Here is a 23,620-nt window from a genome sequence, read left to right as displayed (position 1 = left end):
ACATAATGACTGCTAGCCGAGTCATATATAGCGTTTTGTCTCGTTCCCAGTGGGAGACTGGGAATGCCGTCCTAGAGGCTCCGCCTCCCTTGCTGGCGGCAGAGCCGCCAAGAGCAGCATTTCCAGCCCAGAGGCTGGAAACGAGAGTTGAAAAGGCTTTTAGCTTAAGTTAACACCTAACCCCCAACCCCTTCCCTACAAGGGAAAGGGAGTAAGATTCAAAGCCTCTCTCCTCAGAGGAGAGAGGTTTGGAGAGAGGTCAAGTTATTGCATACAAACGAAAAATATAGCGGTTCCCTCTTGGATGCAACACCCTTTAGGGCACATATCTGTGCGCCCCTACTAAACGAAAAATTTAACTCATCAATACAAAGGCATTAACCACAATGAAAATATTAGTAACTGGTACAGAAGGCTATCTAGGTTCGTTATTACCACCTCTGTTAATTGAACGGGGACATGAAGTTATTGGTCTAGATACCGGTTTTTATAAAGTTGGTTGGCTATACAACGCTAATGGGGTGACACCAAAAACCCTCAACAAAGATATCCGCAACATCACCCCTGATGATTTGGAAGGTGTTGAAGCCATAGTTCACATGGCGGAACTCTCCAACGACCCAGCCGGACAATTGGCACCTAATATTACCTACGAAATTAATCATGTAGGTTCAGTTCGCCTAGCTAGTCTGGCTAAGGCTATGGGTGTGCGTCGCTTCGTATATATGTCTTCGTGCAGTGTTTACGGTGTTGCTACCGCAGGTGATGTTACAGAAGAATCCCCAATTAATCCCCAAACAGCCTATGCAGAGTGCAAAACTCTCGTAGAACGAGATGTCAAACCACTCGCTGACGACGACTTCTCTCCCACCTTTATGCGGAATGCAACAGCCTTTGGTGCTTCGCCCAGGATGCGCTTTGATATTGTTTTAAACAACTTAGCAGGGTTGGCATGGACTAGCAAACAAATCAAAATGACCAGTGATGGAACACCTTGGCGGCCACTAGTCCACGCACTGGATATTTGCAAAGCAATAGTTTGCACCTTAGAAGCACCACGGGACATTGTACATAATCAAATCTTCAATGTGGGAGATACAGCAAACAACTATCGCGTTAAAGAAATCGCGGAAATTATTGCTGATGTTTTCCCAGATTGTAAATTGTCTTTTGGTGACAACGGTTCAGATAACCGCAGCTATCGGGTATCCTTCGAGAAAATCAACACAATCTTACCTGGATTTAAGTGTGATTGGAATGCTCGACTCGGCGCCCAGCAACTATTTGATTTATTCAGTCAAATACACATGGCTGAAGATACCTTTTTGTTTAGAGGATTTACTCGCTTAAAACAGCTAGAGTATCTGATTCGTACCGAGCAAATTGACCAAGATTTCTTCTGGAATAAAAAGTAGCTAGAGTCCTCTAGTAACAGTGAAAAAATAACCTAAGTTTCCGAATCAATAATATTTGATTCGGACTTATCCCATCTTTTAAATTATTTGCAATCAGTGAGTTGAAATTTATGGCGATCGCAAAATGTCGTTTTAGTGGTCAACCTCTGCACCAAACCTTTATTGATCTCGGAATGTCACCTTTAGCCAATGCTTATCTTAGAGCAGAACAGCTAAATAATGCCGAAAAGTTTTATCCTCTCCACGCTTATATTTCTGAAGACACTCTCTTAGTTCAATTAGAACAATTTGAAACTCCAGATCATATTTTTAGTGACTATGCTTACTTCTCTTCCTACTCATTAAGTTGGCTAAATCATGCTAAGGCTTACACCAATATGATGGTAGAAAAGTTTGGCTTTAATCATCATAATCAAGTTATTGAAATTGCCAGTAACGATGGCTACTTGCTGCAATATTTTTTAGAGAAGGGAATCCCCGTTTTAGGAATAGAACCAGCAGCAAATATAGCCAAAGTTGCTGAAGGTAGAGGCATTCCTTGTATCAACAAGTTTTTTGGAGTTGAAACGGCCAGAGAACTCGTGATACAAGGAAAACTAGCTGACCTTTTAATCGGTAATAATGTTTTAGCTCATGTACCAGATTTAAACGATTTTATCGCTGGGATGAAACTCATCCTCAAACCTAATGGGATCTTGACGATGGAGTTTCCTCATATTTTACAACTCATTCAAGAAAATCAGTTTGATACCATTTATCACGAGCATTTTTCTTACTTCTCATTCCTCACTATCGAAAAGATTTTTGCCGCACACAAATTGCAGCTTTTTGATGTAGAAGAATTATCAACTCATGGCGGCTCGCTCAGAATTTATGCCAAACATGACCACGCTGAAAATCCTAGTATCAGCGACCGAATTAGCCATCTAAAAGCAAAAGAAATCGCCGCTGGACTGCATCGCATAGAGACTTACATTACATTTGCCGAAAAAGTCAAACAAACAAAGCACAAGCTATTAAATTTTCTCTTGAAGGCTAAAGCAGAAGGCAAATCAATTGCTGGTTATGGCGCACCAGCTAAAGGTAATACATTGCTCAATTACTGTGGAATTGGGAAAGATTTTATCGATTACACAGTAGATTGTAGCCCCTATAAGCAAGGCTTATTTTTACCTGGAACTCATATTCCCATATTTGAACCAGACAAAATCCGCGAAACTAAACCAGATTATCTCCTAATTTTACCTTGGAATCTCAAGGAGGAAATTATGGAACAAATGGCATTTATTGGTGAATGGGGTGGACAGTTTGTAGTGCCAATTCCTGAAGTCAAAATTTATCCATCTCCTGTTCCGGATAGCCTTCTCATAGCATCGTAGTTACTAAACATAAGCACACAAAAACGCCTTTTATTACTAATTATTCAATTGTCTTCGCAATAGATAGTTTGGAAAAAGCAATTAAAAGGCGTATCTCCTTTAAAAATCTGGCTGCCAAACCACAAATAATTAGATCAAGCTGCTGTAAATAGCGATTTTTATTAGCTACACCTTTTAATTTAATATGAACAAATTACTTACCATCGCAATTCCTACATTCAATCGTGCTGAATTACTTAATAAACAGTTAACATGGCTAGCTCAATCTATCAAAGGTTTTGAAGATGATTGTGAAATTTTAGTTTCTGATAATTGTTCAACAGACAATACTCAGGAGGTAATCCAAAAATGGCAAGCAACACTTAGCAACATCACATTTAATTCTAATAAAAATCCTAAAAATTTAGGCGTTGTCAAAAATATTATGTATTGCCTAAATTCTACAACAACAAAATATGTTTGGACAATTGGTGATGATGACCCGATTCAAGACAGAGCTATTGCTTATGTAATTAGCAAACTCAGACAACATGAAGATTTATCATTATTGTTCCTCAATTTTTCTGGACGGAACCAAATTACTGGTGAACCAGTTCATCCACCAAAAATTATTGGTAATCGTTGGTTTGATGTAGATAGTGAAGATGCTAAGGGTGATGGTAAAGCTATATTTGAGCATTGTTTTTCAAAAAGTGTTGGTGCAGTCATTTTTCTGACTGCTACAATCTACCGCACTGATTTAGTGAAACGCGCTCTCCAAAATTGGCAAGATGCTGAGAATAACTGGATATCTTTAGCATATTTAGCCGGATATTGTGCTGCTAATGGTAGTGTAATTGTCACTAAAGAGACTTATTTGGAATGTGTTGTTGGTGTGAGTTATTGGCAGAAAGAACCAAAATCTGCACTTTTAATGCAATACAAACACATACCCGAAGTGATTTTGAAACTGGAAGAGAATGGATATTCTAAGCAGTTTTGTAGACGGATGCTGTTGCAGAACGGTAAAGAAGTTAACTTGAAAGTTTTCTTGGGTGCGTTAAGAAGATGGCCAATGTCAGCTATTAAGACAGTGGTTCCATTCTTAGCTTTAGTTAGCTTATGTGCTTTGGATGTGATGGTTTTTAAAGAGTTTGGGTTAGCAGAATCAAGCGAAATCTCTACTCAAGAAATACGGGGTTATAAACCATAAGCTATTAAATTACTGACAAAAATACATCTGAACTAGAAGGACTTTACGTCATGTTTAGTGCAATTAAACGAAAAATATCTACACTGTCTTCTGACTTTAAATACTACGTAGCCCGTTGGAAGCATAGCAGAAATCTGCCAGCATTAGAAGGAAGCGATGTCTACGACGGGCTACGCCTACGCAACATCCTTAATGCTCTCAAAAAAGACGGCGTTTACGTCACGACACTGGCAGATTTAGGGCTAAACTCTACCCCAGAACTGCTCAAAGCTGCTTACCATCAATTGTCTCAGATGGAAAATCCCAACAACGACCATCTAGACAAAAGGTTACCACAAATTTACACAGTTACAGGTTTACCAGAATTTTATGCTTGGGGAATCGAGAAAAGACTGGTCAACATTATCGAAAATTATATCGGTCTTCCGATAGCTTTTCATGGTGTACATTTACGCAAAGATTTCAAGAGTAAACATCAGTTTGGAACGCTCTTATGGCATAGTGATGCAGAAGACCGCCGTATTATCAAAATCTTTATTTACTTGAATGACGTAGAAGAAAAAACTGGCCCTTTTGAATATATTCCCCGCTCTTTAACTCCCTTATTTAGCTGGAAATATTTTCAACTTTACTACAAACTTTATAAGTCAAGATATATGGGTATCGATGACGAAGAAGTAAAATCAGTCATCCCCAAATCAGCTTGGAAATCCTGTCCCGGCCCAGCAGGTACTGTCATTATTGTAGATACGAAAAATACTTTGCATCATGGCACAATTCGCATAGAAGATAGGTCAACACTATTCTTTTGTTACACCGCTAATCCCCCCGAACGACCAGACCTTTGTACCCAATATTGGGATGATACATATCCCAGAGCAGAATTACGTTCTGCATCTGATGCAGTAAAACTTCCGACTTAGTAACCTTTTGTAGATTATTAAATCCACCTTCATTACTGTTATTTTCTGTACTAAACATTCACCTTAAAGGAATCACATGATTTTCACCGAAACCGCACTCAAAGACGCATTTATTATTGATTTAGAAGAAAAACCAGACCACCGTGGTTTTTTTGCTCGGTCTTTCTGCGCTCAAGAATTTGAGGCACACGGATTAAAGCCAACAGTTGCCCAATGCAACCTATCTTTTAACTACAAAAAAGGCACTATCCGGGGAATGCATTATCAAATTCTACCAGCAGCGGAAACAAAATTAATTCGCTGTACGAAAGGCGCAATCTATGACGTAATTATTGATATGCGTCCTGAATCTCCTACTTTTTTATCACACATCGGTGTAGAACTAACTCCAGAAAACCGCCGCGCCTTGTATGTTCCAGAAATGTTTGCTCATGGCTACCAAGCACTCACAGATGAAACCGAGGTTGTATATCAAGTGGGTGAATTTTACACGCCAGGTTATGAAAGAGGTTTACGTTATGATGACCCATTCTTTGACATTAATTGGCCTCTAGATGTAACTGAAATTTCAGAAAAAGATTTAAATTGGCCTCTGTTGAAAATGATGACTGTTGGAGCAAAATAGCTCTTTTAAACCTATAACTACTTTCTGTTTATCTTCAGGATTACAAGAGGTATATAATGCCAAACAATACTCTATCCCATCTGAGTAATTCTATCAATTCGTTGTTTCAAAAAGTAGTAACTCGCGTTAATTACATCAAAGGCTTAAAGGTTGTTTCACTTAAACCAAACCAGCCTTCTAGAGGGAATGTACTTTTTTCTTACCGGATTGAGCCATTCCTGTTAAAAGCTGGTCAGCCCATACCCCATGACCACACCTGGTACTGGGAAGTTTGGCGAATGGTGCAAACATTTTTGGATCTTGGTTATAGCGTTGATGTTATTCAGTTCTACAATGATGAATTCGTTCCTGAAAAACATTATTCATTTTTCATTGATGTCCGTCATCGGATGCAAGAACTAGCACCAAAACTCAATAGAGATTGTGTGAAAATTTTCCACGTTGACATTGCTAATATGGTGTTTCGTAATGCGGCTGAATGTCATAGACATTTAGAACTACAACAACGGCGAGGTATTACTCTCTGTCCACAGCGATATGAAGTGCCTAATTTAGGAATTGAATATGCCGATTATGGCATAGTTTTAGGCAATGAATTTACCATCAATACCTTCAAATACGCGAATAAACCAATTTATCGTGTACCGCTTTCTAATCCTACTGTCTATCCTTGGCCAGAACAAAAAGATTTTGAAGCCGCAAGAAAGAATTTTCTATGGTTTGCTAGTCATGGGTTTGTTCATAAAGGTCTGGATTTAGTTTTAGAAGCATTTGCACAAATGCCAGATTTCCATTTAACAGTTTGTGGGCCAATTAATAAGGAACCAGAATTTGAACAAGCTTTCCATCAAGAGCTTTACGAAACACCAAACATCCATACTTATGGTTGGATTGATGTTACTAGCCCTGAGTTTATAGAAGTTACCAATAGTTGTATTGGTACTGTGTTAGTTTCAGCAGCAGAAGGTGGAGCCGGCAGCGTTATCACTTGTATGCATACAGGATTAATCCCGATAGTCAATTACGAAACTAGCGTTAATGTCCATGAGGATTACGGTGTCCTATTAAAGAATTCTTCGATTGCAAAAATTCAAGCAGCACTTAGAAGAATTTCTAATTTGCCTGTAGAAGACCTGAAAAGTATGTCTCGGAAGGCCTGGGAATATGTAAGAGCAAATCATACTAAAGAGAACTTTGCTAAAGTTTACCGAAATACTATAGAGCAAATTATCGAAAACCACAGTCAGACAAAACAGACATCTAGCAAACAACTGGTTAGTAGCGATGCCTCCGGCGGGCTACGCCTACGCTAACACCAATTAACTATGAAAATGTACTGAATATTTAGTTGTAACTAATTATTAAGTGCAAGTTTATAGAGGATTTGTATCACAACCAACAGTTCCAAAAAGGAGTTTAGTTCATGATTATTATCGATCGCGCCTTACAAGCTCGTGCAGCAGCAGGAAATCCTATCAAAGTAGGAATGATCGGTGCTGGTTTCATGGGTCGAGGAATTGCCAACCAAATTGTCAATTCAGTGCCAGGAATGGAGTTAGTTGCTATCTCCAATCGCAAGATTGACGCAGCCAAACAAGCTTATTCGGAAGCAGGAATTGAAGATATTCAAGTTGTTGCAACTGTCAGCGAATTAGAAGATGCGATCGCTAACGGTAAGTATGCAGTCACAGAAGACGCTAAGTTACTGTGTCGGGCAGAGGGCATCGATGCATTAATCGAAGTCACAGGTGCAGTGGAATTTGGCGCTCAGATCGTTATGGAAGCGATCGCCCATTGCAAGCATGTGATCATGATGAATGCCGAACTCGACGGCACTATTGGCCCCATCCTGAAAGTGTATGCCGACAAAGCAGGCGTGATTCTCAGCGCTTGTGATGGCGATCAGCCAGGGGTACAAATGAACCTTTACCGCTTTGTCAAAAGCATTGGTTTAACTCCCTTATTGTGCGGTAACATTAAAGGACTCCAAGACCCCTATCGCAATCCCACCACCCAGGAAGGATTTGCTAAACGTTGGGGTCAAAAGCCCCACATGGTGGCTAGCTTTGCCGACGGAACCAAAATTTCCTTCGAGCAAGCGATCGTAGCCAATGCCACAGGGATGAAAGTCGCCAAACGGGGAATGTTGGGATATGACTTCAACGGTTCTGTCGATGAAATGACCCAGTTATATGATGTTGAACAACTCAAAGAACTAGGCGGCATTGTCGATTATGTAGTTGGAGCAAAACCAGGCCCAGGCGTATATGTATTTGCCACTCACGACGACCCCAAGCAACAGCACTATCTCAACTTATACAAATTAGGCGAAGGCCCTCTTTACAGCTTCTATACTCCTTATCACCTCTGTCATTTTGAAGTTCCCCTGTCCGTAGCGCGTGCTGTCCTATTCGGTGATGCGGTGATGTCTCCACTAGCAGGCCCGCTAGTAGATGTTGTCACCACCGCCAAAATCGACCTGAAAGCAGGAGAAACCCTGGATGGCATCGGCTATTACATGACCTACGGACAATGTGAGAATTCCAATATTGTCCAACAGCAAAATCTCCTACCAATTGGTTTAGCCGAAGGATGTCGCCTGAAACGAGACATTTCTAAGGATCAAGTCCTCACTTATGAGGATGTAGAATTACCTGAAGGCAGACTTTGCGACCAACTACGAACTGAGCAAAACAACTATTTCGCCTCAGAAAAAATCTTGGTAGCAGTTGGGTAATATCGGTTCCAAAAACATTTGTCACAAATGAATTGGCTGTAGGGGTGTACAGCTGTACGCCCCTAATACGTTTCGGATAAGATTCCCCCGCCTGCGGCGACCCCCTTAAAAAGGGGGTAAAAAGAAGAAAAAGCCCCCCTTTTTAAGGGGGGTTGGGGGGATCTTCGACGCCCCTACCAACGTATTTGTAACAATAATTTCATCAAGAGGATAAGAAGTTATACTGCTGAACACTAAAGTTGTTGATAATAATTTGCTGGGGAGCGTTTCAACAAACCCGATCGAAACTTTAGGTCAAATTTCATGAAAATTGCTCTAGTCCACGATTATTTAACCCAGCGAGGTGGGGCAGAGCGTGTGTTTGAACTGCTTTGTAAGCGCTATCCTGAAGCAGATATTTTCACATCTCTGTACGATCCACAAAAAACTATTGATTTAGGCGATCGCGTAGTCAACACAACTTTCTTGCAAAAGATTCCTGGTGCAGCAAAATATTTCAGGTCGATGGCTCCTCTATATTTTCCTGCCTTTCGTGCCTTGGATCTACAAGACTACGATTTAATTATTAGTAGTAGCACCAGCTTCGCCAAAGCCGTGCGAAAAAATCCCAATGCCCGCCACATTTGCTTTTGCCATAACGTCACCCGTTTTTTATGGGATACAGCAACTTATTTAAGAGAGTACGGAGACTATAGATATTTTGCTCCTTTAATAGAACAAGTATTTCAAGTAATGAGAAAGGTAGACCTGAAATATGCCCAGGAGCCTGATCTCTACATTGCAAATTCTAGTGTTGTTGCCCGCCGTATTGAAAATATTTATGGCAAAAAGGCAATGATGGTGAATTATCCAATTGATACTAGTAAATTTCTTTTTTCAGATATAAAAGATGAATATTATCTGGCCTCCGCCCGGATGATCAGTTATAAGCGACTTGATATAATAGTCGAAGCTTTTAACTGGTTGGGGTGGCGGTTATTAATATCTGGTGATGGGCCAGAACAAGCACGGTTAAAATCCAAAGCATTACAAAATATTGAATTCTTGGGACACGTAAGTGATAGAACCCGCAAAGACTTGTTTTCCAAAGCCAAGTCTATTATTGTCGCAGCCCTAGAAGATTATGGGTTAGTTCCAGTAGAGGCTAATGCTAGCGGCACACCAGTCATCGCCTATGGAGCAGGTGGAGTATTAGATACTCAAATTCCAGGTGAAACAGGAGTCTTTTTCAAAAGACAAACACCCGAATCTCTACAACTTGCATTACTAGAAGCCAATGGCATTTCTTGGGATTACGATCGCATCCGTAATCATGCAGTAGCAAACTTTTCGGAAAATGCCTTTTTTGGTAAAGTTGAGCAAATTATTAACCAAGCTTGTGGTGTGCATCAATTATTTATTTGATAAAGGAGTCATTAGTCATTAGTCATTGGTCATTTATCATTTGTTATTGTTTTTTGGTACATACCTCACTTTAAAAGTGAGCCAAAAAACTTTCTGATATCGGACTAATTCAAACTACGTTCTTTGTAAGCGTAGTATCTCAAGCAATAATGGCTCTTGCGTTGCGGTTTTATTTCTGAATCTCTTCCCACTATAAGATTACCTATTAATTTTTCTCTCTCCTTCTTTGCGGGTTATTAAAAAAAATAGGTATTCTTCGGAGAATCTCTTAGCGTAAGTCTTGAAGACAAGGATAATAAAAGTGGTTCAAACTAGTCTAAATCCTCAAATAACTCCATCATCTGAAACTGAACCAAGTTACGGACAAATGTTTGCCGTATTTATGCGGAGATTTCCTTGGTTCTTAGCAGTATTTATTGCTTCTATTGCTATTGCAAGCATGGTAACTTTAAAGACCAAACCTACTTATAGAAGCTCCATGCAACTGCTAGTAGAACCTAACTATCAAGGCAAGAAAGAAGGTGCTGGGGTAGACAACCAGTTTACTGACTCAAATGTGTTTATAGATACTGCTACTCAGCTTAACTTGATGCAGAGTTCGGGACTCATCCAAAAAGCAGTTGATAAACTTCAGTCTGACTATCCAGATATAAGTACAGCTGAGATTAAAAGTTCTTTGGTCTTAACTCAACTAAGGAGCAAAGAAGATAATATTGCTACTAAAATATTTCAAGTTGAATACACCGCTGGAGATCCAGAAAAGACACAAAAAGTTCTGGGTGCAATTCGAGAAGTTTATGTGGAATATAACAAACAGCAACAGACTACGCGTTTGCAAAAAGGTTTGCAAATTATCAGGGAACAGTTAAGTAAAGCCAGTGAAGAAGTAAACGCGGCTGAAACAAATTTACAAAGGTTTCGGAGAAACCAGAACTTAATTGATCCAGAGTCACAGGCGAAAGCTATTGAGACAGCTTTGAACAATATTGGCCAAGAAAGGCAGACAACTCGCGCTCAATATGGGGAAGCTTTAGCACGCCAAAAATCTTTAGAAGAACAACTTAATCGTTCTCCCCAAAACGCTCTAGTTGCTTCTCGTCTGAGTCAGTCTACTCGCTACCAAAGCTTACTCAACGAAATCCAAAAAACTGAACTAGCACTAGCACAAGAACGTCTACGCTTTACAGATCAAACTCCGAGTGTGCAAAAGCTCAAAGAACAGCTTCAGGGACAGAAGGAATTATTGCAACAAGAAGTAGGAAGAACTTTAGGCGGAAAATCTGCTGGTGCTTTCACCTCTGGAGACTCTCTTCTCGAACGAGGACAACTCGGTGAAATTGATCTCAGCCTTGCCGGTCAGTTAGTGGAAACGCAGACTAATATAGTTGCCTTAACTGCTCGTGATCAAACTTTAGCTCAAAAAGAAAACGAGCTGCGTTTTGAAATCAAACGCTTCCCGCCTCTGTTGGCTTATTACAATCGGATGCTACCGCAGTTGCAATTTAGTCGTGAAAGGTTAGAGCAGCTTTTAAGAGCAGAACAGCAATTGCGACAAGAACTTTCCAAGGGTGGATTTAATTGGGAAGTAGTGGAAGATCCCCAGCAGGGAACACAATTAGGCCCCAATCTTCAGCAGAATTTGCTGTTAGGTGCTGTGGTTGGGTTAATGTTAGGAGGCATTGCTGCCTTTATTCGGGAATCGGCTGATGATGCAGTTCACACCACTGCTGAGTTGGAGAAGCAAATGGCTATGCCGTTGTTGGGAACAACTCCCAAGTTACCGCCAGCCAAACCCAGAGAATCAATGATCAAGTTGCCTTTTGGCAAGCCAGAAGTTCTCGCTCCTTGGACAATTCAGGTATTGCAATCTCCACCGCGTTGGGAATCGCTGGATCTGATTTACAAAAACATTGAACTTTTAAATACTGTTACTAGTTTAAAATCTTTGATGATCACCTCGGCTTTAGCCGATGAGGGGAAATCAGCTTTGGCGTTGGGTTTGGCGATGAGTGCTGCCCGTTTACACAAAAGGGTGTTACTAATTGATGCCAATTTACGCGATCCCAGTCTGCACCACCAACTGAATCTTCCTAATGAGCAGGGGCTTTCAACTCTATTGGCGAGTGATGCAAGTCTACCCAACCAGATTAGTCTGCAATACTCAGGTTCAGCCTACATCGATATTTTGACCGCTGGCCCCAAACCTGCTGACCCAGCTAATCTATTGAGTTCGCCTCGGATGATGCAACTAATGGCAGCATTTGAAGAAAACTATGACTTGGTACTGATAGATGCTCCCCCAGTTCTCGGCTTGGTGGATGCTATGCTCACCGCCTCATCTTGTCGTAGCGTGGTTATGGTGGCAAGCATTGGTATTGTGACACGGAGTCAGCTTAATCAAGCAACAGCCATGCTGAGTAAGTTAAATCTGATTGGGGTTGTAGCTAATGGGGTATCAAACTCTAGCAGTAATTACGTACCTTATATCAAACAACAGCAATTAGCCCTGCGACAAGCTGTAGAAAAGTAATTCGTAATTCGTAATTCGTAATTTCTCGTTTCTAGCCTCTGGCTGGAAATGCATTCAAAGCGGCTCTGCCGCGAGTAAGGGAGGCGGAGCCTCTAGGATGGCATTCCCAGTCGGAGACTGGGAACGAGGGAACGAGGGAACGAGGGACACGAGGGACTGGGAACGAGGTAAAAACTACACTGCACGTTGTAGGGGCAATTCATGAATTGCCCCTACATTTTTATGAACAAAATTTAATTTTATTGCTATCAGGAAAATTTCAGTATATTTATGCTATCTTTATGGGTTGTCAGAGAAATCACTGGTTCTTTAAAGAGTAAATAAAGAATTTATTTGAGCGATCGCTATTTCTACATAGTCTTATATTCTAGAGAATAAAGCACCTTCATAAAGGCTAGAAGACAAGAGTGGACTGGTTTTGGTAAATCTATCGACACAAGAAACACCTCAGTACGATTAAACGTATATATAGATTTATGGGTAATTTCCCTCTACACATTTCTACTTTCAGTAGTTACCGGAAAAATACCAATTACCCATGAATATTGATAGTAACGTTGATTTGTACATCTCTACACCAGCAGAATTCTGCATGATGTGTGCTTGGCTGAGTGGCAAATAGCAATAGCATATTTTTGCCCTCAATTATCTCCAACTTTTTGGACTGACAACAAGATTCGGATTTGGGTCTTTGGCATTGATAGCCTTTGATAACGCCTCAGTAATTCACTCCTGTATAAACCCAAAGACATTATGACAACTTCAATAATTCCAACTCTACAGAATTTATATGATGTAACCCAGGAAAACCAAGATCATCGTGGGTACTGCACACTCCACTGGCGGCGCGGTAAGCTGTTGGTGAAGGTGCTTGGAAAAGTTAAACAACCATATCTACCTGCATTAGATAGTAAGCGATCGCTAGTAGAATGCTTACAACATTCTCCAGTAAGTTTGGTAAGCATAGATCCAAAGCTGGGTGAAGCTTCGCTCCGGTTTTGGGCAGATGCATGTGAAGAAGCTCAAAAGCCAATATTCCTCAGCATACCCATTGGCAAAAAACTACCCTTCAGACAATTGCAGCGACTAATTGATTGGATTGCGGCTTTAGGGTTGCTGCTGTTACTGAGTCCAGTAATGCTGGGATTGATTGTGTTAATGCAGGTTTACTCACCAGGGTCACTTTTTTGTCATGAATGGCGTGTTGGAGAACGGGGTAAACTCTTTCAAGCGATGAGTTTTTGCACGTACAACACCACACCACTAGAGCGTTGGATGGGTAAATACAATCTCAACAATCTGCCACAGTTATTTAATGTGCTGCGGGGTGACATGAGTTTAACCGGCTCTCGTTGTTGGACTTTAGAAGATGCAGTACAGCTAAATAAACTACCAGCTTCATGGGAAGTAGAGGCACAGTCTCACCTGTTACATCTGGATGGTCAAACTCTGTAATTTATCTGTGCGGTAATTGATGATTTCATCTACCGCACTGAGGCTAAAGCAAAAATTGGTTGCGTAGCATCTATAGCGGTCTATCTACTTTGCCAAACTATTATTATAAAATTCATGCATTCCCAACTTCCTCAACAATTCCGTAATCTGCTCAAAGCTACCAGCTTTTGGCAAGAAAACTATTTGATATTGCGAGAATTTAAACATTTTCGCAAAATTGCAATTTTAGCTCTGATATTTTCGATTTTGGCGGCAACCTTTGAAGGTGTGAGTATTGGTTTCTTACTTTCCTTTTTGCAAAGTTTAACCAGCCCTAATGCTCAACCTGTCCAAACAGGAATAGAATGGTTTGATATTTGGATTTTGGGAGCCAAGACATCAGCGATTAATCGTCTCTACCGCGTATCTTTGCTGATTTTATTGAGTACTTGGTTACGTGCCACCTTCAATTATTTTTCTCAAGTCTATACTGAATTATCTCAACTACATCTTGCCGACCGCTTACGTAAGCAAATTTTTGAACAGTTACAATCTTTATCACTAAGCTACTTTGCCAAAACTCGTTCTGGCGAACTAATTAACACAATTACCACAGAAATCGAAAAGATTAGACAGGGTTTCAGTGGCGGTGCTTTTTTAGTAACAAGAGGATTGACAACTCTTGTCTACTTAATATCAATGTTTTTGATATCATGGCAGCTGACGCTAATTTCAGCATTACTATTTACACTTTTAGGTGTGGGGTTGTCTAATCTGAACGCTAGAGTTAGAGAATCAAGTTTTGGGATGACAACTGCTAATGCTAACTTTACATCAACAGCCATAGAATTTATTAATGGAATTCGGACTGTTCACACCTGCGGTACTCAAGAATTTGAGCGTCAACGTTATTATAAAGCTAGCGACAAAGTAATAAGTTCTACAACAAAAGTTGTATTCACTTGGACACTTGTGAAGCCAATTGCCGAAGGGGTAGCAACTACGGTATTGGTCGGAATGATTATTTTGGCGTTCACTAGCCTTGTTACCAATGGAACACTACAAGTTGCTTCTTTGCTAACCTTTTTCTTTGTGTTGTTTCGCTTTATTCCATTCGTTCAAGATATCAATGGGACGAGAGCATATCTCAGCACTTTACATGGTTCAGCAGATAATGTTAAAAAGCTGTTGACAACTGAGGAAAAATATTACTTTAAAAATGGCAAAGTTCAGTTTACTGGTTTAAAAAGATCAATAGATTTAGTATCTGTAGATTTTGGCTATGATGATGAAAATCTAGTGTTGCATAATATTACCCTGACTATTGAAAAGGGAAAAATGACAGCATTAGTCGGAGCCTCTGGTGCTGGTAAAACAACTCTTGCGGATTTAATTCCCAGGTTTTATAATGCTACAGATGGATATCTGTATATTGATGAAATTGATATCCGGCAGTTTGAAATTAATTCCCTACGTCGCAAAATAGCTGTTGTTAGTCAAGATACTTTTATCTTCAATACTAATGTTTGGGAGAATATTTCTTACGGGACTCCAGAAGCGACTAATGAGGAAATTCAAGAAGCGGCTAAACTAGCAAATGCACTAGAATTTATTTTAGAAATGCCCGAAGGTTTTAACACCCAATTGGGAGATCGGGGTGTTAGGTTATCTGGAGGACAAAGACAGCGAATTGCTATTGCACGAGCTTTACTAAGGAACCCAGAAATTTTGATTTTGGATGAAGCAACTAGCGCCTTAGACTCGCTATCTGAGCGCTTAATTCAAGATTCATTAGAAAAGCTATCTGTTGGTAAAACAGTAATTGCGATCGCTCACCGTCTTTCTACCATTTCTAAAGCAGATAAAGTTGTAGTTTTAGAACAGGGACGGATAGTAGAACAAGGTAAGTATCAAGAACTTCTGGAACTCAAAGGTAAGCTTTGGAAATATCATCAAATGCAGTATGAAGTAAGACAATCGGATTAGAAGCAATATCCGATTATCACAAGACTTGCAACCTATAAATCGGCTGTATATTTCTACAGCCGTATGCCCCTAGCACCGCAAGGCGGAATTAAAAATTAAAAATTAAAAATTAAAAATGAATACAACGTAAGCGTTTTATTGATTTGGAATGGGTGGTTTATTTGCGCCGTGCTGTACTAGCTATGTATCTGTATCAGTAATTTGGTGAAATGGTATCGCAAAAACACTATTCTAAAGCCTTATTATCTCTGGCAATAAGTTTTTAGCCACTATCACACTTGGTGAAATATACTAAAAAATAACAGAAAATATGTATCAGAAAATAATTGACCCAAACCTGATTTATCAATGCTCCAATTTTGATGTAGGTGAGGGCGGAGGTGTTGAAACTTATTTAGCTTCTCTGTTTGAACATCGACCACATGAAGTTAGCGATCGCGTGATAAAATCGCTCAAGAATATAGATCAAAGCCAGGTTAGACTGCTGCACATTCACAGCCCAGATTTGCTGTTGCAGCTTACAGGCGAATGTCCCGCAGTTTTCAGCGTTCATAATCACTCATTCTACTGCCCTAGTGGCACAAAGTATTTAGCAGAGCAGCGGACAATCTGCGATCGCAATTTCTCTTACTTAGGATGTACCTGGGGTAAGTTAATAGATAAATGTGGTAGCCGTAGACCCTTAAGAACTCTTAGAGAACTTCAAAACACTCATCAATTATTAGATGTATTAAAAAAGGTAAAAATTACTTTTCTTGCTAATAGCGAATACGTGCGGCAAGAGTTGATTCAAAATGGTGTATCCCCAGAACAAACGGTAACGCTACATTGTGGTATATCTGTACCGAAAACAGCAACTACACCCCTAAGTTTAGAAGTTCATCAAAATCATAGAATTTTGTTTGCTGGACGAATTGTTTCTGATAAAGGTCTGGAATGGTTACTCAAAACCTTAATACATACAGACCCAAAAATTCAACTTGATATTGCAGGTGAAGGCTGGGAACGACCCCGCTTAGAAAAGTTAGCAAAGACTCTCGGATTGAATCACCGAATTACTTGGCATGGTTGGTGCGATCGCGATAAAATAAATCAACTTTATCAACAGTGTTTTGCAGTCGTTTTTCCTAGTGTTTGGCCTGAACCTGCTGGTCTTGTAACTCTGGAAGCATACTCTCGTTATCGGCCTGTAATTGGTAGTGCAGTCGGAGGAATTCCAGAACATTTACGAGATGGAGAAACGGGTATTCTTGTTCCAGGTAATGATATTCAAAAACTGGCTGATGCTATCCATGAGTTGTATAGAGATTATCAAAAAAGCCGCTACATGGGCGAACAAGGTCATGCTTTATTGATGAAAGAATTTACAATGGCTGCTCATGTAAATAATCTCCGAACAATTTATGCAAAAACAATAGCTGAATTTCCTTCGAGAGCGAAAAAGTTATATAGCATTCCTCAAGCTAAATAAGCTGAATTTGCTAAAAATATCGATTAGTGCAATCTTCTACTTAGAAAAAATCAAGGGAGAACAATATGTCATTGCAGCAAGAATGCGAACCACCTTTAGTTAGCGTGATTATTCCCACCTATAATCGTTCAGAGTATCTTAAGCTAGCGATCGCTAGTGCTGTAAACCAAACTTATCAAAATATCGAAATTATTATTTCTGATAATTGTAGCCCAGAAAATCCTCAAGCACTTGTCGAATCTTTTGGCGATTCACGCATCAGATTTTGGCGACATCAAGAAAATGTGGGTATGCTTGCTAATCAGCAGCATGGTTTTAAGATGGCGCGAGGTAAATATGTTGCTAGTCTCCATGATGATGATATCTGGAATGAAGATTTTTTAACAAAGCTAGTACCAATACTGGAAGAAAATTCTGAGTTAGTTATCGCTTTTTGTGACCAATATATTATAGATGCATCTGGGAAAATTAATAAAATTGGAACCGAAGAAAATACACGCGGTTACAAACGGGACAAACTAGCAAAAGGAATTCATCAATCTTTTTATCAAATTGGATTGATAGATAAAAGCATACCCACTGCTGCATCTTGTGTAATTCGCAATAATTTTATTGATTGGGATAGTATTCCCTCAGAAGTTGGCGGAATGTGGGATTTATATTTAACTTATCTCTGCTGTATATCTGGTGGTAGCGCTTATTACTATCCCGAAAGATTGACGCAATATCGCGCCCATGAGCAAACTGATACTATGCTCAGTGGTAGTCGAGATGTACAGGCAAAAATTCGCAAAGCTAAAAGCGAAATGTTTTGTTATCAAGTCTTTATGGAAGACCCCCGCTTACAGCACTTTAAAACGTACTTTCAACGTAAATGGTTAGAAGCTAACACTACTTTGGGAATTGGTTTGCTACGAAGTGAACAAATAGCCGCAGCACGTCCTTATTTTTGGCAAGCGCTGCATCAACAAAAATTTAATGCACGAACTATAGCGGCACTTACTCTTAGTTTTACACCGCGAGTTGTGGCAAGTAAGTTAATGAAAATACCGAAATAATAGAGCAATCATATCTAAGAGGAGATTTGCAAAGTGTCTGTAACTTTAGGCACTTTTGATCCTCTCTAACCCCGTTAAAAAGGGCTAATTACCCCCCTTATAAAGGAGGGAAAAAGAAATCTATCTAGTTCCCTCCCCTTTATAAGGGGAGGGTTAGGGTGGGGTAAAACCTTGATTAATCAGCAGAGACAGAGAGAATAAAAATCTTATTTTGCGTTTTTGTGTGAGTTGATATTACTAAGGAAAATAGAGTATGAAACTTTGTATTGTTACTCATAAAATCAAAAAAGGTGATGGTCAGGGGCGAGTAAACTATGAAGTTGCTAATGAAGCAATTCGTCGTGGTCATCACCTGACATTATTAGCTAGTGAAGTCGCTCCAGAACTAGAAGACAATAGCCAAGTTAATTGGATTAAAATTCCAGTCAAAGGCTATCCCACAGAATTTGTGCGTAATTTCGTATTTGCTCAAAAAAGTGCAGATTGGTTACGTCAACATCGCTCTGAAATTGATTTAGTTAAGGTCAATGGAGCAATTAATCTGGCTGCGGCTGATGTGAATGCTGTACATTTTGTCCACAGTTCATGGTTGCGATCGCCTGTTCATATTTCCCGCAACCGCCGAGACTTATATGGTTTCTACCAATGGTTGTTTACGGCTTTTAATGCCCATTGGGAAAAACAGGCTTTCCAAAAAGCGCAGGTTGTTGTAGCTGTATCGGAAAAAATCGGTCACGAATTAGTCAATATTGGTGTACCCCGTTCTCGGATTCGCGTAATTGTCAATGGCGTAGACCTAGAAGAGTTTACCCCCGGACAAAGCAATCGCCAAAAATTAGGTTTACCGGAAAACGTCACCCTAGCATTGTTCGCTGGAGATATCCGCACACCGAGAAAGAACCTAGATACCATACTGCACGCTTTGGTGAAAGTTCCCGATTTACATCTGGCGGTAGTGGGTTACATCGAAGGTAGTCCCTTCCCTCAACTAGCGGCTTCTTTGGGGTTAAGCGATCGCGTGCATTTTGTCGGATATCGTCGTGATATCCCCGAAATTATGCGGTCAGTAGATTTATTTATTTTTCCTTCCCGATATGAAGCTTGTAGCCTCGTATTGTTAGAAGCACTTTCTTCAGGACTACCAGTAATTACTGCCACAGCTACCGGAGGTGCAGAGTTAGTGACACCAGAATGTGGCATCGTCTTACCCGACTCAGATGATATTGATGCTTTAGCTGTGGCACTGATGTCCTTGGTAAGCGATGTCCCATTGATGCAACAAATGGGTCAAGCAGCTCGTTCTGTGGCAGAACAACATAGCTGGATTACTATGGCACAAACTTATGTGGATCTATTCGAGGAGTTAAGCAAGAATGCGGAACACTGTTCTGATACCGACTTATCGCCGTCCACAAGACCTATCACGCTGCCTTTTGGCGCTACAGGAGCAAATTAAACCAGTTGATCAGGTGATAGTGGTTGTCCGCGATACGGATGCAGAAACTTGGCAATTCCTGGCGGAATTAAACGCGCCCAACTTGCCACTGCATACTGTGAAAGTGACACAACCGGGGGTAGTAGCAGCCCTCAACGCCGGATTGGCAGCAGTGGAAGGCGATATTGTTTCCATTACTGATGATGATGCCGCACCTCACCCAGATTGGTTAGAGCGCATCGCCGCTTACTTTACCTCAGATAGTCGCCTCGGCGGTCTGGGAGGGCGTGATTGGATACACCACGGCAGCAAATTAGAAGATGCATCCCGTCCAGTGGTCGGACAGTTGCAGTGGTTTGGGCGAGTAATTGGCAACCATCATCTGGGAGTGGGAGAACCGCGCGAAGTCGATATTCTCAAGGGCGTAAACATGAGTTTTCGTAAAGAGGCAATCGGACAATTACGCTTTGACGAGCGGATGCGTGGTACTGGAGCGCAAGTACACTTTGAAATGGCATTTACTCTCGCATTAAAGCGGTCTGGTTGGAAGATAATTTATGATCCTAACGTTGCTGTAGATCACTATCCAGCACAACGTTTTGATGAAGATCAGCGGAATAACTTTAATGAAATTGCCTTTATTAATTTAGTCCATAATGAAACCTTAGTTTTATTAGAGCATTTGCCATTTATCCGCCGAATTGTATTTTTATTCTGGGCAGTATTCGTGGGTACATGCGATAGCTTGGGCTTCGTACAATGGTTGAGATTTTTACCTAGTCAAGGGCAGTTGGCGGGGAAAAAATTACTAGCATCTTGGCGGGGACGTTGGCAAGGATATAAAGAATTCGTAATTCGTAATTCGTAATTCGTAATTAAAAAATAAGTTTGTAGTAAGGACTTTAGTCCTTATTTTTTAAGCACTTTAGTGCTTACTACAAACCTTTGGTAAATCCAAAATCTGAAATTGAATGAATTCTAGACAAATACTTTTCAATAGTTTTTCACAAGAAAACTATTCTCCCCAAGAGCGATCGCTACAGGGTTGGATGGCGATCGCAGGTTTTCTATTACTGACTGTAGTTTGCTATTTTGCTGGTGCTACTGCTGCATTGCGCCTAATTTATCCGGTGACAGCTTTAGTAGTAGCCGTGTTTTTATACTTGCGGCATCCCATTCTCTACATCAGCTTTACCTGGTGGATCTGGTTTCTTACGCCCTTAGCTACCCGCTTAGTTGACTATCGAGTAGGCTGGGATGCTAGCCGTCAAATGCTCATAGCACCCTATTTAGTGGTGTTTGTCACCATAGCAACTTTTTTACGACACTTTCCCCGCGCCTCTCGCCAAGGGGGATTACCCTTTGTTTTGGCTTTTATTGGAGTATTCTATGGTTTTCTGGTAGGTCTGATTTATAATCCACCTATCCCTGTAGCCCGCGGTTTATTAGATTGGCTCAGTCCGATCATCTTCGCTTTTCACTTATTTACTAATTGGCGAGATTATCCCAGCTATCGCCAGAATATTCAGCGAACATTCCTCTGGTGTGTGTTGATTTTAGGAGCTTATGGTGTATATCAATTCGTGGTAGCTCCAGAGTGGGACAGGTATTGGCTCATAGAATCAAAACTATTCATGAGTTCTGGAAACCCTGTGCCTTTCGGGATGCGCGTCTGGAGTACATTGCACTCAGTCGGCCCCTTTGGTTCCGTCATGCAAGCTGGATTGCTATTGTTATTTACCAGTTCAGGAAACTTAATTTTCCCTGCTTCAGCTGTTGGTTACTTGTCTTTTCTGCTGACACAAGCACGCACTAATTGGGGGGGCTGGTTATTAGGAATAATTTTGATTATGGGTTCAGTCAAAACCCGGATTCAAATGCGCCTAATCACCATAATTGTGGTGATGGCAATTTGTGTTGTGCCATTGACAACCATCGAGCCAATTGCTGGCGTTGTTGCAGCGCGTTTGGAAACATTTTCCAATCTTGAAGAAGATAACAGCTTTAAAGATAGATCGGGAAGTTATGACAAAAACCTTGGTTTAGCCCTTTCTAATGGTTTAGGTAATGGGTTAGGAAATATTTGGAAAGTCAATGAAAAAACTGGTCAGATTGAAGTAGTAGTGATTGATAGTGGCATTTTAGATATGTTTTTCACTCTTGGTTGGTTTGGAGCCATCTTTTATATGGGTGGATTAATTTTTTTAATTATTAGTGTCAGCAAATATGGTGAAGGTCGTTTTGATAGTTTTATCAGTGCTGCCCGCGCCATTGGTATTAGTTCTGCTACTCAGCTAGTTATTGGTAGTGGGATGTTAAGCGTCGCAGGGATGATTCTTTGGGGATTTTTAGCTATGGCTATGGCGGGACATAAATATTATCAACATCAAAATAATTCGTTAAGTGGTCATTAGTCATTAGTCATTTGTCATTGGTCATTTGTCATTTGTCATTGGATTTTGTTAAAAGACGAAACTTATAACTTAAATAGGAATGATATAGATTATGAAAGTAATTATTGTAATGCCGTTGGCTGAACAACGAGGTGGCGGTGAAATGATGCTTTGGGATTTGGTGAAGCAGGGACGTAATGCCGGTGTTGAGTGGCTGGTGATATTTTTAGAAGACGGCCCGATGGTCGAACAAGTAAGGTCTCTTGGTATTGATACGCGAGTTGTGGAAAGTGGGCGTTTGCGCCAAATCCACCGTTTTATTGGTGCTGTTTTGCGGATAGCTGCGATCGCACGCCGCGAACGTGCAGATATAATTGTCAATTGGATGTGGATCACGCATATATCTGGAGGTTTGGCGGCGATGCTGGCGGGCTTGCCTGCTATATGGTATCAACTAGAAGTACCTAGTGATAAGACTTGGTTGGTACGATTCGCTACTTTAATCCCAGCGCGGGCAATTATCACTCTTTCTCAAGACGGTAAACAAGCACAGGCAGAAATTTGGCCCCACAGACCAACACCTTTGGTTTATCCTGGTGTCGCATTAGACCGATTTGAGCCTAATGCTTTACCAACTCCAGAAGAAGCACGCCGGAAACTGGGCTTACCTTTACACGGGCCGTTGATTGGAATTGTTGGGCGATTGCAACGATGGAAGGGAATGCACGTATTGGTGCAAGCAATGCCCAAAATTTTACAAAAGTATCCCGATGCCCATTGTGTTGTGGTTGGCGGTAAGCATGATTTGGAGCCTGATTATGAGGACTTCTTAAAAGCCGAAATTGCAACCTTGGGCTTGAAAGAGCAAGTAGTTATGGCTGGGCTACAGCGTAATATCCCGGAGTGGGTACAGGCAATGGATGTATTTGTTCATGCATCGGATAAAGAGCCGTTTGGGATTGTGATTATTGAGGCGATGGCGCTGGGTAAACCTGTGATTGCTGGAGATGCAGGTGGCCCGACAGAGATTATTACCGATGGGATGAATGGACTATTAACACCTTACGGCGATGCGGATAAATTAGCGATCGCTATTCTCCGCTATCTTGACGAACAAGAATTTGCCCGGAGTGCGGGAGTAGCCGCCAGACAACGCGCCCTCGATTTTTCAACGCAGAACTATGCCCAAAATTTTATTAATGCAATTCGTTCTGCGATGCCTAGTACTCTATCGCAAAAGTTTTAATACTTGTTGTAAACAGTGCTGAGTGCGATTATTAATTTTAGGACTTACGCACTGTACAACTTAATCATGGTATTAGTATACGAAAATGGGTCGTTTCAGCCTTTTATTAATCGTTCTTCGATGGTCATCTGTAGGGGTTTAGCATTGCTCACTGGTGTCAACTTAACGTGAAACCCTTGTCAAGAAGTGATACTAAGTTCACTTGCTGACCATCACGATCCGCGTTACCCCACCCTAACCCTCCCCTTGCAAAGGGGAGGGAACTGGATTTCTTTTTCCCCCCTTTCCAAGGGGGGATTAAGGGGGGTAAAATGCATGTAGAATAAGCGTTTAAGCTTAAGTTGACACCAATGAGCAATGTGCTAAACCCCTACGACAGACCTGCTTTTTCA

The 23,620-nt window shown here is 40.8% G+C and carries 18 protein-coding genes; all 18 read left to right on the top strand.

Features of this window, described 5'->3' with window-relative positions:
• Positions 1-5 precede the first annotated feature (5 nt).
• The 18 genes from ACWATR_RS15365 (at position 6) to ACWATR_RS15280 (ending at position 23,228) form a co-directional block, all read left to right on the top strand.
• Positions 6-173, top strand: coding sequence for a hypothetical protein (locus ACWATR_RS15365; protein WP_460333866.1), 168 nt, complete (start codon positions 6-8; stop codon positions 171-173).
• Between the two features lie 213 nt (positions 174-386).
• Positions 387-1,415, top strand: coding sequence for an NAD-dependent epimerase/dehydratase family protein (locus tag ACWATR_RS15360; protein WP_435022567.1), 1,029 nt, complete (start codon positions 387-389; stop codon positions 1,413-1,415).
• A 110-nt stretch (positions 1,416-1,525) separates the two neighbouring features.
• Positions 1,526-2,794: a methyltransferase domain-containing protein gene (locus ACWATR_RS15355; RefSeq protein WP_460333863.1), complete on the top strand. Its 1,269-nt coding sequence runs from the start codon at positions 1,526-1,528 to the stop codon at positions 2,792-2,794.
• Positions 2,795-2,978: 184 nt separating this feature from the next.
• Positions 2,979-3,986 (top strand): glycosyltransferase family 2 protein, encoded by a 1,008-nt coding sequence (locus ACWATR_RS15350; RefSeq protein ID WP_460333860.1) that lies wholly within the window; start codon positions 2,979-2,981, stop codon positions 3,984-3,986.
• 50 nt (positions 3,987-4,036) lie between these two features.
• The gene (locus tag ACWATR_RS15345; RefSeq protein WP_460333857.1) at positions 4,037-4,909 is read left to right on the top strand and encodes a phytanoyl-CoA dioxygenase family protein; all 873 of its coding nucleotides are present in this window, start codon (positions 4,037-4,039) and stop codon (positions 4,907-4,909) included.
• A gap of 76 nt (positions 4,910-4,985) precedes the next feature.
• Positions 4,986-5,534 carry a dTDP-4-dehydrorhamnose 3,5-epimerase gene (gene rfbC / locus ACWATR_RS15340; RefSeq protein ID WP_460333854.1) on the top strand — a complete coding sequence of 183 codons (549 nt, stop codon included), beginning with the start codon at positions 4,986-4,988 and terminating at the stop codon, positions 5,532-5,534.
• 56 nt (positions 5,535-5,590) lie between these two features.
• Positions 5,591-6,847, top strand: coding sequence for a glycosyltransferase (locus ACWATR_RS15335; RefSeq protein ID WP_460333852.1), 1,257 nt, complete (start codon positions 5,591-5,593; stop codon positions 6,845-6,847).
• Between the two features lie 110 nt (positions 6,848-6,957).
• Positions 6,958-8,271, top strand: coding sequence for an NAD(P)H-dependent oxidoreductase (locus ACWATR_RS15330; RefSeq protein ID WP_460333849.1), 1,314 nt, complete (start codon positions 6,958-6,960; stop codon positions 8,269-8,271).
• A 303-nt stretch (positions 8,272-8,574) separates the two neighbouring features.
• Positions 8,575-9,675 carry a glycosyltransferase gene (locus ACWATR_RS15325; RefSeq protein ID WP_460333846.1) on the top strand — a complete coding sequence of 367 codons (1,101 nt, stop codon included), beginning with the start codon at positions 8,575-8,577 and terminating at the stop codon, positions 9,673-9,675.
• 301 nt (positions 9,676-9,976) lie between these two features.
• Positions 9,977-12,205, top strand: a complete 2,229-nt coding sequence (locus ACWATR_RS15320) for a GumC family protein (protein ID WP_460333843.1) — start codon at positions 9,977-9,979, stop codon at positions 12,203-12,205.
• A 753-nt stretch (positions 12,206-12,958) separates the two neighbouring features.
• Positions 12,959-13,660, top strand: coding sequence for a heterocyst development glycosyltransferase HepC (gene hepC / locus ACWATR_RS15315; protein ID WP_460333840.1), 702 nt, complete (start codon positions 12,959-12,961; stop codon positions 13,658-13,660).
• A gap of 114 nt (positions 13,661-13,774) precedes the next feature.
• Entirely contained in the window at positions 13,775-15,625 is a 1,851-nt protein-coding gene (gene hepA, locus ACWATR_RS15310; protein WP_460333837.1) for a heterocyst formation ABC transporter subunit HepA, read from the top strand.
• 310 nt (positions 15,626-15,935) lie between these two features.
• Positions 15,936-17,096: a glycosyltransferase family 4 protein gene (locus ACWATR_RS15305; protein WP_460333834.1), complete on the top strand. Its 1,161-nt coding sequence runs from the start codon at positions 15,936-15,938 to the stop codon at positions 17,094-17,096.
• 65 nt (positions 17,097-17,161) lie between these two features.
• On the top strand, positions 17,162-18,154 hold the full coding sequence (locus ACWATR_RS15300) for a glycosyltransferase family 2 protein (protein ID WP_460333831.1): 993 nt from the start codon (positions 17,162-17,164) through the stop codon (positions 18,152-18,154).
• Between the two features lie 253 nt (positions 18,155-18,407).
• Positions 18,408-19,610 (top strand): glycosyltransferase family 4 protein, encoded by a 1,203-nt coding sequence (locus ACWATR_RS15295; protein WP_460333829.1) that lies wholly within the window; start codon positions 18,408-18,410, stop codon positions 19,608-19,610.
• Positions 19,528-20,457: a glycosyltransferase family 2 protein gene (locus ACWATR_RS15290; protein ID WP_460333826.1), complete on the top strand. Its 930-nt coding sequence runs from the start codon at positions 19,528-19,530 to the stop codon at positions 20,455-20,457. The genes ACWATR_RS15295 and ACWATR_RS15290 overlap by 83 nt, the downstream gene beginning before the upstream one ends.
• A gap of 103 nt (positions 20,458-20,560) precedes the next feature.
• The gene (locus tag ACWATR_RS15285; RefSeq protein WP_460333824.1) at positions 20,561-22,003 is read left to right on the top strand and encodes an O-antigen ligase domain-containing protein; all 1,443 of its coding nucleotides are present in this window, start codon (positions 20,561-20,563) and stop codon (positions 22,001-22,003) included.
• 91 nt (positions 22,004-22,094) lie between these two features.
• Entirely contained in the window at positions 22,095-23,228 is a 1,134-nt protein-coding gene (locus tag ACWATR_RS15280; protein WP_460333821.1) for a glycosyltransferase family 4 protein, read from the top strand.
• Positions 23,229-23,620: the final 392 nt, after the last annotated feature.

Source organism: Nostoc sp. UIC 10890, assembly GCF_054786515.1.
This window is presented reverse-complemented; position numbering and strand designations above follow the sequence as displayed.

Coding starts and splice junctions, on each gene's coding strand:
- ACWATR_RS15325 (WP_460333846.1), top strand. CDS start 8,575: ATGAAAATTGCTCTAGTCCACGATTATTTAACCCAGCGAGGTGGGGCA.
- ACWATR_RS15365 (WP_460333866.1), top strand. CDS start 6: ATGACTGCTAGCCGAGTCATATATAGCGTTTTGTCTCGTTCCCAGTGG.
- ACWATR_RS15300 (WP_460333831.1), top strand. CDS start 17,162: ATGTCATTGCAGCAAGAATGCGAACCACCTTTAGTTAGCGTGATTATT.
- ACWATR_RS15285 (WP_460333824.1), top strand. CDS start 20,561: ATGAATTCTAGACAAATACTTTTCAATAGTTTTTCACAAGAAAACTAT.
- ACWATR_RS15345 (WP_460333857.1), top strand. CDS start 4,037: ATGTTTAGTGCAATTAAACGAAAAATATCTACACTGTCTTCTGACTTT.
- ACWATR_RS15360 (WP_435022567.1), top strand. CDS start 387: ATGAAAATATTAGTAACTGGTACAGAAGGCTATCTAGGTTCGTTATTA.
- ACWATR_RS15350 (WP_460333860.1), top strand. CDS start 2,979: ATGAACAAATTACTTACCATCGCAATTCCTACATTCAATCGTGCTGAA.
- hepA (WP_460333837.1), top strand. CDS start 13,775: ATGCATTCCCAACTTCCTCAACAATTCCGTAATCTGCTCAAAGCTACC.
- ACWATR_RS15305 (WP_460333834.1), top strand. CDS start 15,936: ATGTATCAGAAAATAATTGACCCAAACCTGATTTATCAATGCTCCAAT.
- ACWATR_RS15280 (WP_460333821.1), top strand. CDS start 22,095: ATGAAAGTAATTATTGTAATGCCGTTGGCTGAACAACGAGGTGGCGGT.
- ACWATR_RS15295 (WP_460333829.1), top strand. CDS start 18,408: ATGAAACTTTGTATTGTTACTCATAAAATCAAAAAAGGTGATGGTCAG.
- ACWATR_RS15335 (WP_460333852.1), top strand. CDS start 5,591: ATGCCAAACAATACTCTATCCCATCTGAGTAATTCTATCAATTCGTTG.
- ACWATR_RS15355 (WP_460333863.1), top strand. CDS start 1,526: ATGGCGATCGCAAAATGTCGTTTTAGTGGTCAACCTCTGCACCAAACC.
- ACWATR_RS15330 (WP_460333849.1), top strand. CDS start 6,958: ATGATTATTATCGATCGCGCCTTACAAGCTCGTGCAGCAGCAGGAAAT.
- hepC (WP_460333840.1), top strand. CDS start 12,959: ATGACAACTTCAATAATTCCAACTCTACAGAATTTATATGATGTAACC.
- ACWATR_RS15290 (WP_460333826.1), top strand. CDS start 19,528: ATGCGGAACACTGTTCTGATACCGACTTATCGCCGTCCACAAGACCTA.
- rfbC (WP_460333854.1), top strand. CDS start 4,986: ATGATTTTCACCGAAACCGCACTCAAAGACGCATTTATTATTGATTTA.